This is a genomic window from Streptomyces longisporus (assembly GCF_039532765.1).
Lineage (GTDB): Bacteria > Actinomycetota > Actinomycetes > Streptomycetales > Streptomycetaceae > Streptomyces > Streptomyces longisporus.
In genome coordinates, this window is record NZ_BAAASG010000009.1 from 211784 (window position 1) to 225647 (window position 13864).

A 13864-nucleotide genomic window follows, 5' to 3' on the forward strand; every position below is an offset into this window, starting at 1 on the left:
GGTGCGGGGGGCCTCAGGCGGGATACGCATGCGTCTGCGCCGCCTTCACCGTCGCCCAGACCGTGGCGCCGGGGTGCAGGTCGAGTTCCGCGGCGGCGACCGTGGTGAGGTCGGCGGCGAGGGGCAGTTCGCCGGTGAGGGCGGCACGGATCTGGTCGCCGTGCGTCTCCAGGCCGGCCACCTCGCAACGCCAGAGGTTGCGGGCGCTGGTGCCGGTGGGGCGGTCCCGGTAGAGGGTGACGGCGCCGGGCGGGAAGGCCACGAAGACGGGTCCGGTGAGGTCCTCCTCGGTCGTGATGCCGGGACCGCCGTCGAGGCGGACCGTGTGGCCCTCGGCCTCTCCTCGGTAGAGATTCAGGCCGACCAGATGGGCGATGTAGTCGGTGCGCGGGTGGCGGGCGATGTGCGCGGGGGTGCCCTCCTGGACGATGCGGCCGTCCTCGATGACGACCAGGTGGTCGGCCAGGACCATGGCGTCCAGGGGGTCGTGCGTGACGAGGACGGCGACGGCCTCGAAGTCGGCCAGGTGGTGGCGGAGCCGGGCCCGGACGTCGAGGCGGGTGCGGGCGTCGAGGGCGGCAAGGGGTTCGTCCAGGAGCAGCAGGCGGGGGTGGGTGGCCAGGGCGCGGGCGAGGGCGACACGCTGGGCCTGGCCGCCGGAGAGGCGGCGGGGTCTGACCCCGGCGTGGTCGCTCAGGCCCATCCGCTCCAGCCATACGGCGGCCTCGGCGCGGGCCTCGGCCTTGGTGGCGCCGTGGCAGCGCGGCCCGAAGGCCACGTTGTCCAGGGCGGTGAGGTGGGGGAAGAGCAGATAGTCCTGGAAGACGACGCCGACCGGGCGGGACTCGGGCGGGACAGCGTCCAGCTGCTCGCCGTCCAGGCGCAGATGGCCGCCGGTGAGCGGCACCAGCCCGGCCAGGGCGCGCAGGGCGGTGGTCTTTCCCGCGCCGTTGGGGCCCAGTAGGGCGACCACGTCACCGGGCGCCGCGCTCAGCATCACGTCGAGGCGGAAGGAGCCGCGCACGACCAGCAGCCGGGCGTCGAGGCCTTCGCCGGTGCGGGTGGGAGCGCCCACGGCGGCCTTGTCGATGTCGGTCATGAGGGGGTCATCCAGCGGTCTCGCAGCCCCGCCAGCACGGCGACCGACACCGCCAGCAGAACCAGGCTGAGGGCGATCGCCGCCTCCGGATCGTTCTGGAGGGCGAGGTAGACGGCGAGGGGCATGGTCTCGGTGCGGCCCGGGAAGTTCCCGGCGAAGGTGATCGTCGCACCGAACTCGCCCAGGGCACGGGCCCAGGCGAGCACGGCGCCCGCGGCGACGCCGGGGGCGATGAGCGGCAGGGTGACCCGGCGGAACGCGGTGAAGCGGGAGGCGCCGAGTGTGGTGGCCGCCTCCTCGTAGCGAGGGTCGGCGGCGCGCAGGGTGCCCTCGACGCTGATGACGAGGAACGGCATGGCCACGAAGGCCTCGGCGACCACGACTCCGGCGGTGGTGAAGGGCAGGGTGACGCCGAACCAGGAGTCCAGCCACTTCCCCACCACCCCGTTGCGCCCGAGCGCCATCAGCAGCGCGACGCCGCCCACCACCGGCGGCAGTACGAGCGGCAGGGTGACCAGGGCCCGTACGACACCACGTCCCGGGAACTCGACCCGGGCCAGCAGCCAGGCCAGCGGCACCCCGAGCACCAGGCTCACCGCGGTCGCCGCCGTCGCGCAGACCAGGGACAGCTGGAGCGCCTGCCACACCTCGGTGCTGGTCAGCAGGTCGGGCATGCTCCGCCACGGGGCCCTGATGAGCAGGGCGACGAGCGGCAGGACCAGGAACGCCAGGCCGATCAGCGCGGGTACGAGGAGCGGCAGCGGAGCACTGCCCCGGAGAACACGGCGGCGCCGCGGGCCACCGGTCAGGGTGTCCGCGGCTCCGGCCTCGTCCGGGGAGGGAGGGATCACGGCTTGAGGAACCCGGCCCCGGTCAGGACCTGCCGGCCCTCGGCGGACTGCACCAGGGCGATGAACGCCTTGGCCGCCGCGGCGTTGGGCGCGTCCTTGAGCAGGGTGATCGGGTAGTCGTTGACGGCGTCGGCGGACTCGGGGAACTCGACGCCCTGCACCTTGGCGCCCGCCGCCTTCACATCGGTCTTGTAGACGACCGCGGCGTCGGCCTCCTTCAGCACCACCTTGTTGAGGGCGGACTTGACGTCCTGCTCGTAGGAGACCGGGGTGAGCTTCAGCTTGCTCGCGGTCAGGGCCTTCTGGGCGGCGGCGCCGCACGGCACCGTCCTGTCGCAGAGCACGACCTTGAGCGAGGACTTGGTGAGGTCCTTGAGGGAGGCGACCTTGTCCGGGTTGCCCGGCAGGGTGGCGATCTCCAGCTGGTTGCGGACGAAGGTGGCGGGCGTGCCCACCGCGTCGCCCTTGGCCGTCACGATCTTCATCGTCTTGGGGCTCGCCGCGGCGAAGACGTCGGCCGGGGCGCCGCCGGTGATCTGCGCGGCGAGGGTGTCGCTGCCACCGAAGCTGAAGGTCACCTTCGTACCCGGGTGGGCCTTCTCGAACTCCTTGCCCAGCGTCGTGAAGCTCTCCTTCAGCGAGGCGGCGGCGAACACCGTCACCGTGCCCGACAGCTTGGGCGACGAGGACGCCGGCGCCGAGGTGCCGGACTTGGCGGAGTTCGAGTCGGAGGACGAACAGGCGCTCAGGGCCAGCAGCGCGGCGGCGCTCACACCGGTCACCTGCAGCATCCGGCGGGTCCGACGCACGGAACGGGTCATCACGGGTAACTCCCTTGAGGTCCTGACGGACTCGGCTACGGTCTTGCGACCTTCTCCACGCTCTCTCGACGACCACGTGGGTCGACTTGATCACGGCAGCCGCCGGAACCCCGGGCACCCGGAACGGCCTGCGCCGATGATACTTCCGCAGATGCGAGGCGAAAGTCTGCTGTCGCATCGCATGAGCCGGAACTGTGATCCGCTGGCATGGCATGTGCGTTTGTACGGTCGGTGGTCCGGGTACGTCATGCGGGAGGTGGTAGCCCGTGAGCCGGACCCTCGCAGCTGCCCGTGCGGCCGCCGGACCCGCGGCGGAACTCGTCCTCACCGGCGACCTGGACCGACCGGCCCGGCTGACGGTGCCCGATCTGCTCGCCTGGCCCCAGCACCGCGCCGAGGTCGCCTTCGAGTGCGCCACCAGCGGCGGTCGGCAGCACACCTGCGCGGGCCCGCTCCTGCACGACGTCCTCATGGACGCGGGGCCCGCCTTCGACCCCGTCCGCCGCAAGGACCGCCTCCGCTTCCTCATCGCCGTCCACGGCACCGACGGCCACCACACCCTGCTCTCCTGGGCCGAGATCGGACCCCGACTTCGGCCGCGCCCCCGTCCTGCTCGCGGTCACCCTCGACGACACCCCGCTCGACCGCGCCGGCGCCCAGCTCGTCCTGCCCCAGGACCGCTGCGGCGCCCGCTGCATCAGCGGCATCGACGCCATACGCGTGGACGGCGGATACACCACGTGGACCTGACGGCGACCGGAGGAGCAGGCCCTTCGGCGATCGTTGCCGTGAACGATCCCGGTCACTACGTTCGGCCCATGGCGGACGATGACGAACCCACGCGTGCGGCGCGCCTGCTGGACGCCCAGGCCAAGGCCGTGCGGCTCTTCTCGGAGGTCGAGGAGCGCGGGCTGGTCGCGCCCGGGCAGAGGGAGCGGGCGGTCAGCGACCGGATCCGGGACCTGGCGAACGAGCTGTTCGGCACGACACGGCACTGGCACAAGCGGATCGTGCGCTCCGGCCCCAACACGCTGATGCCCTACAGGGAGAATCCGCCGGACCGGGTGATCGGCGCGGACGACATCGTGTTCGCCGACTTCGGGCCGATCTTCGAGGAGTACGAGGCCGACTTCGGCCGGACCTTCGTCCTCGGCGACGACCCGGTCAAACAGCGGCTCCGCGACGATCTGCCGAAGATCTTCGCCGCGGGCCGCAGCTTCTTCGAGGCCGATCCCGACATCACCGGTAAGCGGCTCCACGCCGAGGTGGAGCGGCTGGCGACCGGCGCCGGGTGGGAGCTGGGCGGCTGGCACGCCGGGCACCTGGTCGGGGAGTTCCCCCACGAACGGATCGACGGAGCGGACGCGGAGTCGTACATCACCCCCGCCAACGACACCCCACTGCGCCGCAGCGACAAGGCCGGGCGCACCTGCCACTGGATCCTGGAGATCCACCTCATCGACCGGGAAGGGCAGTTCGGCGGCTTCCACGAGGAGCTGCTCACCCTCTGATCACGAAGGCCCGGTCGCGCTTCCTTCCGCCATGCCCGCGTCGCGCAGGGCGCAGGCGAACGCCGGGGCGACCGGGTTGAAGCGGCCCTGCCCGCGACGAGGGGTCGGCGAAAACGCGCCGCCGGAGGCGGTCGCGCAGCCCGCGATCCCCTCGCGTCCTCCTGCACGGCTGGCTCGCCCGGTCTGCCGCCGAGGCGGTCGGCTCACGTCCCGGAGACACAGCCGCACCCTCCCGTACCCGTGCAGGTCAAGGAGGGCGCGGCGGCCTCGGTGGCTCAGATGTCCCGGAAGATCTCGATCTGCGCCCCGACCGAGTTCAGCCGCTCCGCCAGATCCTCGTAACCCCGGTTGATGACATACACGTTCCGCAGCACGGACGTGCCGTCGGCCGCCATCATCGCCAGCAGGACGACCACGGCGGGCCGCAGGGCGGGCGGGCACATCATCTCTGCGGCGCGCCAGCGGGTCGGGCCCTCGACCAGCACCCGGTGCGGGTCGAGGAGTTGGAGGCGGCCGCCGAGGCGGTTGAGGTCCGTCAGGTAGATCGCGCGGTTGTCGTAGACCCAGTCGTGGATCAGCGTCTTGCCCTGCGCCACGGCGGCGATGGCCGCGAAGAACGGGACGTTGTCGATGTTCAGACCGGGGAACGGCATCGGGTGGATCTTGTCGATCGGCGCCTCCAGCTTCGAGGGCCGCACGGTGAGGTCCACCAGCCGGGTACGCCCGTTGTCCGCGAAGTACTCGGGCGTGCGGTCGTGGTCGAGCCCCATCTCCTCCAGGACCGCCAGCTCGATCTCCAGGAACTCGATGGGCACGCGACGCACCGTCAGCTCGGATTCCGTCACCACCGCCGCGGCCAGCAGGCTCATCGCCTCGACCGGGTCCTCGGAGGGGGAGTAGTCGACGTCGACGTCGATCTGCGGCACGCCGTGCACGGTGAGGGTCGTCGTGCCGATCCCCTCGACCCTGACGCCGAGCGCCTCCAGGAAGAAGCACAGGTCCTGGACCATGTAGTTGGAGGACGCGTTGCGGATGACGCTGACGCCGTCGTGGCGGGCGGCGGCCAGCAGCGCGTTCTCCGTGACGGTGTCCCCGCGCTCGGTCAGCACGATCGGCCGGTCGGGCCGCGCCGTCCGGTCCACCAGCGCGTGGTACTGCCCTTCGGTGGCGGTGATGTCGAGGCCGAACCGGCGCAGCGCGATCATGTGCGGCTCGATGGTGCGCGTGCCCAGGTCGCAACCGCCCGCGTACGGCAGCTTGAAGTGGTCCATACGGTGCAGCAGCGGACCGAAGAACATGATGATGGACCGCGTCCGTACGGCGGCGTCGGCGTCGATCGCCGCCATGTCCAGCTCGGCGGGCGGCACGATCTCCAGGTCCACACCGTCGTTGATCCAGCGCGTGCGCACGCCGATGGAGTTCAGCACCTCGAGGAGCCGGTAGACCTCCTCGATCCGCGCCACCCGGCGCAGCACCGTGCGGCCCTTGTTCAGCAGGGAGGCGCACAGCAGCGCCACACAGGCGTTCTTGCTCGTCTTGACGTCGATGGCGCCGGACAGCCGACGGCCGCCGACCACCCGCAGATGCATCGGCCCCGCATAGCCCAACGAGACGATTTCGCTCTCCAGGGCTTCACCGATTCGAGCGATCATCTCAAGGCTGATGTTCTGGTTACCGCGCTCGATGCGGTTGACGGCACTCTGGCTCGTGCCGAGCGCCTCCGCGAGCTGGGCCTGTGTCCAGCCGCGATGTTGCCGGGCGTCACGGATGAGCTTGCCGATGCGTACGAGGTAGTCGTCTGCCATGAGGTTGAGGGTATCTCAGATATGAGATGAGGCACGTGAAGGGGGTCCATTCGAGTGACGGACCGTCAACGTCGCCCCATGGGAGGGCGGTGGCCGAGCGCCTCCCTTCAGGTCGGACGGACTTCCCCGTGGCGGGTCGAGTACCCAAGCTCCACGCACTGATGGGCGCCCGCGCTAAATGTCCCTTTTCGCCGGATAATCGGCTGGCGGGCCCGGTCGCGTGAGCGTGGCGGGCGGAGTCGTCGGGGCGTGGCTGTGAGGAGGTCGGGCATGACCACCCCGGCCCCATGTACTAGAGTTATCTCGACATCGAGATATCTGCCGAGGAGCACCGCAGCCGCCACGCCCCGGGTAAGGGTTACCTAACTTAGCCTTACCTTAGCGGATCGGCCCAGATGCCGTGGCGGCAGGATCGTGGTGAGTACGCGCACATCAATGAAGGAGACTGTCGTGTCGGCGAACAGCTTCGACGCCCGCAGCACGCTGCAGGTGGGCGACGAGTCGTACGAGATCTTCCGGCTGGACAAGGTGGAGGGCTCGGCTCGCCTGCCCTACAGCCTCAAGGTCCTGCTGGAGAACCTGCTCCGCACGGAGGACGGCGCGAACATCACCGCCGACCACATCCGCGCCCTCGGCGGCTGGGACTCCCAGGCGCAGCCCAGCCAGGAGATCCAGTTCACGCCCGCCCGCGTGATCATGCAGGACTTCACCGGCGTGCCCTGTGTCGTCGACCTCGCCACCATGCGTGAGGCCGTCAAGGAGCTCGGCGGCGACCCGGCGAAGATCAACCCGCTGGCCCCGGCCGAGCTGGTCATCGACCACTCCGTCATCGCCGACAAGTTCGGCACCAACGACGCCTTCAAGCAGAACGTCGAGCTGGAGTACGGCCGCAACAAGGAGCGCTACCAGTTCCTGCGCTGGGGCCAGACCGCCTTCGACGAGTTCAAGGTCGTCCCGCCCGGCACCGGCATCGTCCACCAGGTGAACATCGAGCACCTGGCCCGTACGGTCATGGTCCGGGGCGGCCAGGCGTACCCCGACACCCTCGTCGGCACCGACTCGCACACCACGATGGTCAACGGCCTCGGTGTGCTGGGCTGGGGCGTCGGCGGCATCGAGGCCGAGGCCGCCATGCTCGGCCAGCCGGTCTCCATGCTGATCCCGCGCGTCGTCGGCTTCAAGCTCACCGGTGAGCTGCAGCCCGGCACCACCGCCACCGACCTGGTGCTCACCATCACCGAGATGCTGCGCAAGCACGGTGTGGTCGGCAAGTTCGTCGAGTTCTACGGCGAGGGTGTGGCGGCCACGAGCCTCGCCAACCGCGCCACCATCGGCAACATGTCGCCGGAGTTCGGCTCCACCGCCGCGATCTTCCCGATCGACGACGAGACCCTGAACTACCTGCGCCTGACCGGCCGCTCCGACCAGCAGGTCGCGCTCGTCGAGGCGTACGCCAAGGAGCAGGGCCTCTGGCTGGACCCGAAGGCCGAGCCCGACTTCTCCGAGAAGCTGGAGCTCGACCTCTCCACGGTCGTCCCCTCCATCGCCGGCCCGAAGCGCCCGCAGGACCGCATCGTCCTCGCGAACGCCGCCGAGCAGTTCAAGACGGACGTACGCAACTACGTCGACGTCGTCGACGAGGCGGGCCAGGAGTCCTTCCCGGCCTCCGATGCCCCGGCCGTCGCCCCGAACGGCGCCCCGTCCAACCCGGTCACCGTGACCGCCCCCGACGGCTCGACGTACGAGATCGACCACGGCGCGGTGACGGTCGCGGCCATCACCTCCTGCACCAACACCTCGAACCCGTACGTCATGGTCGCCGCCGCGCTCGTCGCGAAGAAGGCCGTGGAGAAGGGCCTGACCCGCAAGCCGTGGGTCAAGACCACCCTCGCCCCGGGCTCCAAGGTCGTCACCGACTACTTCGACAAGGCGGGCCTGACCCCGTACCTCGACAAGGTCGGCTTCAACCTCGTCGGCTACGGCTGCACCACCTGCATCGGCAACTCCGGCCCGCTGCCGGAGGAGGTCTCCAAGGCCGTCAACGACCACGACCTCGCGGTCACCTCGATCCTCTCCGGCAACCGGAACTTCGAGGGCCGTATCAACCCCGACGTCAAGATGAACTACCTGGCCTCCCCGCCGCTGGTCGTCGCGTACGCCATCGCGGGCTCCATGAAGGTGGACATCACCCGTGACGCGCTCGGCACCGACCAGGACGGCAACCCGGTCTTCCTGAAGGACATCTGGCCCTCCGAGGCCGAGGTCAACGACGTCGTGGCCAACGCCATCGGCGAGGACATGTTCAACAAGTCCTACCAGGACGTCTTCGCGGGCGACGCCCAGTGGCAGGCGCTGCCCATCCCGACCGGCAACACCTTCGAGTGGGACCCGGAGTCCACGTACGTCCGCAAGCCCCCGTACTTCGAGGGCATGGAGCTGGAGCCGTCGCCGGTCTCCGACATCTCCGGCGCCCGCGTCCTGGCCAAGCTGGGCGACTCGGTCACCACGGACCACATCTCCCCGGCCGGTGCGATCAAGGCCGACACCCCGGCCGGCAAGTACCTCACGGAGCACGGCGTCGAGCGCCGCGACTTCAACAGCTACGGCTCCCGCCGCGGCAACCACGAGGTCATGATCCGCGGTACGTTCGCCAACATCCGCCTGCGCAACCAGATCGCGCCGGGCACCGAGGGCGGCTACACGCGCGACTTCACGCAGGACGGCGGCCCGGTCTCCTTCATCTACGACGCCTCCCGCAACTACATCGAGCAGGGCATCCCGCTCGTCGTCCTCGCGGGCAAGGAGTACGGCTCCGGCTCGTCCCGCGACTGGGCCGCCAAGGGCACCGCGCTGCTCGGCGTCAAGGCCGTCATCGCCGAGTCGTACGAGCGCATCCACCGCTCGAACCTCATCGGCATGGGCGTCCTGCCGCTGCAGTTCCCGGAGGGCGCGAACGCCGAGTCCCTCGGTCTGACCGGCGAGGAGACCTTCTCCTTCGCGGGCGTCGAGGAGCTCAACAACGGCACCACGCCGCGCACCGTCAAGGTCACCACCGACACGGGCGTCGAGTTCGACGCGGTCGTCCGCATCGACACCCCCGGTGAGGCCGACTACTACCGCAACGGCGGCATCATGCAGTACGTGCTGCGCAGCCTGATCCGCAAGTAAGCGGCGCAGCAGGGCAGTCGAGGGCCGCATCCCCGGTACGCCGGGGGTGCGGCCCTCGCCGTGTCCCGGCCGGGAAGACCCAGGTCATCACCCACTCCCAGGTGGAACACAGGGTTCCCTCAGCGGACCGGGACAGTATCGAGACATGTCAGGCACCTCCGCGTCCCGAACCGGCCGGGCCCGGGTCCTCGTCGTCGACGACAAGCCCACGCTCACCGCAGCGCTGCGGACCACCCGCGGCTGCGCCCCGCACGCCGTGGTGCTGCCCGCTCTGATGCTCACCGCCAAGCCCACCCCTGCCGACGACTCCGTACGCCTCCTCGGCGACCTCGCGCTGCCCCGGGAGCCCCGCCAGGTGCACCGCGCAGTCCGGCCGATCCGCCTCACGGCCGGGGAGCTCGACCTGCCGATGATCCACACCGTGCGCGGGGCCGTGCACACCATCACGCCGACGGAGTACGGCAGATGACCGCCCGCCCGGTCGCCCGCTCGCTGCGCGCCCGACTGCTGCTCTTCGTGGGCGCCACCCTCGTCGTCGTGTGCGCGGCGATGACGTTCACCACCGCCGTGGTCCAACGGATCTCCCTCATGGGCGAGTTGGACGGCCGCGTCGGCAACGCGGCCGAGCGCAGCCTGGGCGGGGCCGCTCTCCACCGGGACGACGAGGCGGACCTCTCCTTCCTCACCGAGAACGGTCAGCCCGTCGGCATGATCGCCGCCCGCCTCGACGACCACGGCAGGGTCCTCGCGGCGGCGGTCGTCGGCCAGGACGCCCCGCCGCAGAACCTGACCTCCCCCCAGCGCACCGCCCTGAAGGGCATCGCACCCAACGGCTCCAAGCACACCGTCACCGTCCCCGGCCTCGGCACCTACCGGGTCGCCGGGCTCGACTCGGACGGGATCCGCGTCCTCGCCGGACTCCCCATGGACGACGTACAGCACATGATCGACGGACTGGTCGAGACGGAGGCCGTCGTCGCGGCCACCGGCCTGGCCGTCGCGGGCATCGTCTGCGCCGTGGTCATACGACGTCAGCTGCGCCCCCTCGGCCGGGTCGCCGCCACCGCGGTCGAGGTCTCCCGCTCCCCGCTCGGCCACGGCGAGGTCAGCGGCCTCACCCGTGTCCCCGCCCGGGACGCCGACCCCGCCGGCGAGGTCGGCCAGGTCGGCGCCGCCCTCAACCGGATGATCGACCACGTCGAGTCCTCCCTCGCCGAACGCCGGCGCAGCGAGGAACGGATGCGCCGCTTCCTCGCGGACGCGAGCCACGAACTGCGCACCCCCCTCGCGTCCATCGCGGGCTACGCGGAACTGATGAACCGCGGCACGGACCCCATCGAGCCGGTACTCGCCTGGCGCCGCGTCTCGGCGGAGTCGGCCCGTATGACAGGCCTGGTCGAGGACCTGCTGCTGCTCGCACGCCTGGACGAGGGCCGACCGCTCCAGTCCGCCGAGGTCGACCTCGCGGCCGTGGTCGCCGAGGCCCTGTGGGACGCGCGGGCGGCAGGCAGCGGCCACGACTGGCAACTCGCCCTCTCCCTCACCGAGACCCCGCCCCTGGTCACCGGCGACGCGGCCCGCCTCCAGCAGGCGTTGGCCAACCTGCTGGCCAACGCCCGTGTGCACACACCCGCGGGCACCACGGTGGTCGCGGAGGTGGAGGCGACGCCACAGCGGTGCGTCGTCCGGGTGCGGGACAACGGCCCCGGCATCTGCCCGGACCTGCTCCCCAAGGTCTTCGAGCGCTTCACCCGCGCCGACACGTCCCGCTCACGCGCGCCGGGGACGGTGGGCGGGTCGGGCCTGGGGCTGGCCGTCGCGGAGGCGATCGTCCAAGCGCACGGCGGACGGATCTATGTGGACAGCCGCCCCGGGCGCACGGAGTTCACCGTCGAGCTGCCGACCGCCTTCGAGGCGGACGCGGGCGTTCTGCTGGCCTCAACCCGCCAGTGAGCAAGGCGACTTGAGCCAAATGGAGGACAAGGCGGTTGCGGCGGACGCAGGTTGGGAATGCGAACGTAGTGGGCTGCTCGGCGTGGGCTGTGTCGCTCGCAATGGCGTACGGCATATGGACCGGATCGGGTATGGCTGCGCAGATGCGGCTCCTCTACGCTGAGTATCAGTAGCCGTGTGTAGTCGTTCGGCTGCCGCGTGTGGTTCCTGGCCTGACGTTTGGGGGTACTTGCCTGCGGTGGTGCACAACCGTCCACTAACATGAACGGGCACTGCCCAGGCGCATCGGGGGGCAGGAGGGCTGAGGTGGTGCATAAGGGGCAACCCTTGTGGCGCAGGAGCAGCATGTGTGGCAATGAGAGCGAGTGCGTGGAGGTCGCCGTGGGGGAGGACCGGGTGCTCGCACGTGACTCCAAAAGGCCCGGACGCTCACATCTGTGCTTCGCCGCCGTTGCTTGGACGGATTTCGTCCGTGCGGTGATGCAGGGGGAGTTAGAGGGCCCGTGACGTCATTGACCAGCCATCGGCAGTAGGTAGGGGGCCTCTATGGGTGCCGGGGCATCAGCGGTGCAGCATTCGGGGAAGACGCGGAAACGGTCCGCGGTGGTGGGCGGGGCCGTCACTTACGCGCTCAGCGCCGGCGCGGCGGCGACTGTGGCCGCTGCCCTCGCGTCACTCCTCGTCGACAACGTGCTCGCCAAACGGATCCTGTGGGTGGTCGTGGCGCTGTCCGTGGCCGTCGGCACGGGAGTGTGGCGGGCGGGGATCAGCACTATGTCGTCCCCACCTGGTCCGGATCGCCTGCCTGAGGGTTCTCCGACCGAGCGGCGGCCTGAGGGCGCGTCAGGATCCTCTTCCTCACCTGCCAGCCCACCAGGCCGCTGACACCTGACGAGCCCAGCAGCGTGCAGACGACGGTGGCTATCGGATGCCAGGGAAGCTTGAGGTGAGCGGCCGCCCGTACGGTGACCACCAACGCCACGACCAGCACGATCAAGGCGATCAGCCCCAGGCCGCCGATGGCGAGCACCAACCTCAGCTTCATCGAGCCCCGGGCCTTCTCTATGGCTATGAGGTTCTGCGACTGCTTCTCGTCCTGGATGGCCTGCGCTTTCAGTTCCACGTCGGACAGCCCGGTCGTTTCGGTACCGGGCGCTTCGCTGCGGGCCCACGGCTGTTGCAGGCCCTGCCATATCGACCTGAAGACCACGTCGGTCCTCCCCCTGGCTCACCACCAGCCGTCGGTGCCGCAGAACTAGCGGCCAGCGAGGTCTTGCTTGATGTGATCGATCAGGTCGAGAGACTCGGTGGCGCCGAGTGCCAGATCCGTGATCGTTTGAAAGCACTCCTGGTAACGGGCCAGCAGTTCCAGGTCTTCGCCACCGGTCATGCTGCCTGCGGCGTGCTCCAGATACAGCAGGTCGTCGTCGTCGGAGAAGCCCAACAGGACGAAGCTGCCGAGGGTGCTGTAATGCGCCCCGGCCTTGAAAGGCAGTACCCGGATCGTGACGTTGTCGCGTTCGCTGAAGTCGAGCAGCTGCTGGAGCTGCCCGGCAAGCACTTCCTCACCTCCGATCTGGCGCCGTAGCGCGGCCTCGTCCAGGACGAAGGTGGTGGCGGGGCCGGCGGCGGAGGCGTCGAACATCCTCTCCTGCCGCTCCACCCTCAAGTCCACGACCCGGCGCGCCCGTTCGGGACTCAGACCGCGGGGGGCGAGGAGCGCCTCCGCGTAACCGCGCGTCTGGAGGTGCCCGGGGACGACGATGGGGTGATAGGTGTGCAGAGACGTTGCGGCACTCTCATATCCCAGGTACTGGGCGAACTGGGGCGTGGCGACGTCGTGGTACTTGGACCACCAACTGGGCCCCTTGCTGCCCCGGGCCGCATCCTCGAGTTCGTGCCTGGTGGCCGAGTCGGTGATGCCGTACAAGGCCATGAGGGCCCGCAGATCGCTGACGGACACACTGACCGTGCCGGTCTCCACCCGAATGAGTTTCGACTGCGACCACTCCACCCGCTCGGCGGCTTCGCGCTGGGTCATTCGGGCGCGCTCACGCGCCTGGCGCAGGGCAAGGCGTAGCTTTCGCCGGTTGAGGCTGGGGTCCACGGGGGGTGTCATCGCCGCTCCTTAGACGGTGCACGTACCCTGAACCCGGGCGGCCATGCACAAAAAGTTCCTAGCTCTTCGATCCCATCATTATGCCTCGGTCAAAGAGAATAGAGCTGATAGAACTTGGCATGATCGCGCCAGGTGGTCATGAGGTGTGGACGACCCCACGAAAACCACTGTGATCAGCGCTCCTGGCACCCTTCCCATCGCTGGAACAACGCAGGGCCGGCCGTACTTTCTCCGAAGTTGCCTGACGGAGTTCCGAGTTGTGGAAGCAGGGAGCGCGGGCGGAGCGCGAAATCCATAGCGGCGCACGAAAAAGCGCCGGGGCGCGTGAAAGGAGTGACCTGTGTCCTTCGAGTTCTTCCAGAACCAGTCGGACTCGGCGCGTGTCGTACCCCTGCGGCCCGGGACGACCACTGCGTCAGTCGTTTACAAGTGAGCCAAGCGGCGCTACTTTCCACCAGGGCGAGGTGGGAGCGCTCCCATACAGGACGACGGACCGGAACCCGCCGCCCCCCGGGCCGCGCGTCCCGCCTCGCTCGT

General features: G+C 69.9%; 11 protein-coding genes and 1 pseudogene. 6 read left to right on the plus strand and 6 right to left on the minus strand.

Features of this window, described 5'->3' with window-relative positions; translation table 11 throughout:
• Nucleotides 1-13: 13 nt before the first annotated feature.
• The 3 genes from ABD355_RS19940 to modA are packed head-to-tail and all read right to left on the minus strand — an operon-like array spanning nt 14 to nt 2771.
• Nucleotides 14-1099 (minus strand): ABC transporter ATP-binding protein, encoded by a 1086-nt coding sequence (locus ABD355_RS19940; protein WP_344401825.1) that lies wholly within the window; start codon nt 1097-1099, stop codon nt 14-16.
• Nucleotides 1096-1950, minus strand: a complete 855-nt coding sequence (gene modB / locus ABD355_RS19945; RefSeq protein ID WP_425585773.1) for a molybdate ABC transporter permease subunit — start codon at nt 1948-1950, stop codon at nt 1096-1098. Before modB ends, ABD355_RS19940 begins: the two co-directional genes overlap by 4 nt.
• On the minus strand, nt 1947-2771 hold the full coding sequence (gene modA / locus ABD355_RS19950; protein ID WP_344401826.1) for a molybdate ABC transporter substrate-binding protein: 825 nt from the start codon (nt 2769-2771) through the stop codon (nt 1947-1949). Before modA ends, modB begins: the two co-directional genes overlap by 4 nt.
• Nucleotides 2772-3037: 266 nt before the next feature.
• On the opposite strand from modA, the pseudogene ABD355_RS19955 reads away from it, so the two are divergent.
• Nucleotides 3038-3521, plus strand: a pseudogene (locus tag ABD355_RS19955) (molybdopterin-dependent oxidoreductase).
• A 68-nt stretch (nt 3522-3589) separates the two neighbouring features.
• Nucleotides 3590-4282, plus strand: coding sequence for a M24 family metallopeptidase (locus ABD355_RS19960; RefSeq protein WP_344401827.1), 693 nt, complete (start codon nt 3590-3592; stop codon nt 4280-4282).
• Nucleotides 4283-4557: 275 nt separating this feature from the next.
• On the opposite strand, the gene ABD355_RS19965 is transcribed toward ABD355_RS19960, so the two are convergent.
• Nucleotides 4558-6087: a helix-turn-helix domain-containing protein gene (locus ABD355_RS19965; protein ID WP_344401828.1), complete on the minus strand. Its 1530-nt coding sequence runs from the start codon at nt 6085-6087 to the stop codon at nt 4558-4560.
• Between the two features lie 450 nt (nt 6088-6537).
• Between ABD355_RS19965 and acnA the strand changes: the two genes are divergently transcribed.
• From acnA to ABD355_RS19985, 4 genes are all read left to right on the plus strand, one after another.
• On the plus strand, nt 6538-9255 hold the full coding sequence (gene acnA / locus ABD355_RS19970) for an aconitate hydratase AcnA (protein ID WP_344401829.1): 2718 nt from the start codon (nt 6538-6540) through the stop codon (nt 9253-9255).
• 145 nt (nt 9256-9400) lie between these two features.
• Nucleotides 9401-9724 carry a hypothetical protein gene (locus ABD355_RS19975; RefSeq protein WP_344401830.1) on the plus strand — a complete coding sequence of 108 codons (324 nt, stop codon included), beginning with the start codon at nt 9401-9403 and terminating at the stop codon, nt 9722-9724.
• Entirely contained in the window at nt 9721-11208 is a 1488-nt protein-coding gene (locus ABD355_RS19980; RefSeq protein WP_344401831.1) for a sensor histidine kinase, read from the plus strand. The genes ABD355_RS19975 and ABD355_RS19980 overlap by 4 nt, the downstream gene beginning before the upstream one ends.
• A 345-nt stretch (nt 11209-11553) precedes the next feature.
• Entirely contained in the window at nt 11554-11715 is a 162-nt protein-coding gene (locus ABD355_RS19985; protein WP_344401832.1) for a DUF397 domain-containing protein, read from the plus strand.
• A 265-nt stretch (nt 11716-11980) separates the two neighbouring features.
• On the opposite strand, the gene ABD355_RS19990 is transcribed toward ABD355_RS19985, so the two are convergent.
• Together ABD355_RS19990 and ABD355_RS19995 are read right to left on the minus strand one after the other, a co-directional pair.
• The gene (locus ABD355_RS19990) at nt 11981-12418 is read right to left on the minus strand and encodes a hypothetical protein (RefSeq protein WP_344401833.1); all 438 of its coding nucleotides are present in this window, start codon (nt 12416-12418) and stop codon (nt 11981-11983) included.
• Nucleotides 12419-12463: 45 nt separating this feature from the next.
• Nucleotides 12464-13327 (minus strand): helix-turn-helix domain-containing protein, encoded by an 864-nt coding sequence (locus ABD355_RS19995; protein WP_344401834.1) that lies wholly within the window; start codon nt 13325-13327, stop codon nt 12464-12466.
• Between the last annotated feature and the right edge of the window lie 537 nt (nt 13328-13864).

Coding starts and splice junctions, on each gene's coding strand:
- ABD355_RS19940 (WP_344401825.1), bottom strand. CDS start 1,099: ATGACCGACATCGACAAGGCCGCCGTGGGCGCTCCCACCCGCACCGGC.
- modA (WP_344401826.1), bottom strand. CDS start 2,771: ATGACCCGTTCCGTGCGTCGGACCCGCCGGATGCTGCAGGTGACCGGT.
- ABD355_RS19960 (WP_344401827.1), top strand. CDS start 3,590: ATGGCGGACGATGACGAACCCACGCGTGCGGCGCGCCTGCTGGACGCC.
- ABD355_RS19965 (WP_344401828.1), bottom strand. CDS start 6,087: ATGGCAGACGACTACCTCGTACGCATCGGCAAGCTCATCCGTGACGCC.
- ABD355_RS19975 (WP_344401830.1), top strand. CDS start 9,401: ATGTCAGGCACCTCCGCGTCCCGAACCGGCCGGGCCCGGGTCCTCGTC.
- ABD355_RS19980 (WP_344401831.1), top strand. CDS start 9,721: ATGACCGCCCGCCCGGTCGCCCGCTCGCTGCGCGCCCGACTGCTGCTC.
- ABD355_RS19985 (WP_344401832.1), top strand. CDS start 11,554: ATGTGTGGCAATGAGAGCGAGTGCGTGGAGGTCGCCGTGGGGGAGGAC.
- ABD355_RS19995 (WP_344401834.1), bottom strand. CDS start 13,327: ATGACACCCCCCGTGGACCCCAGCCTCAACCGGCGAAAGCTACGCCTT.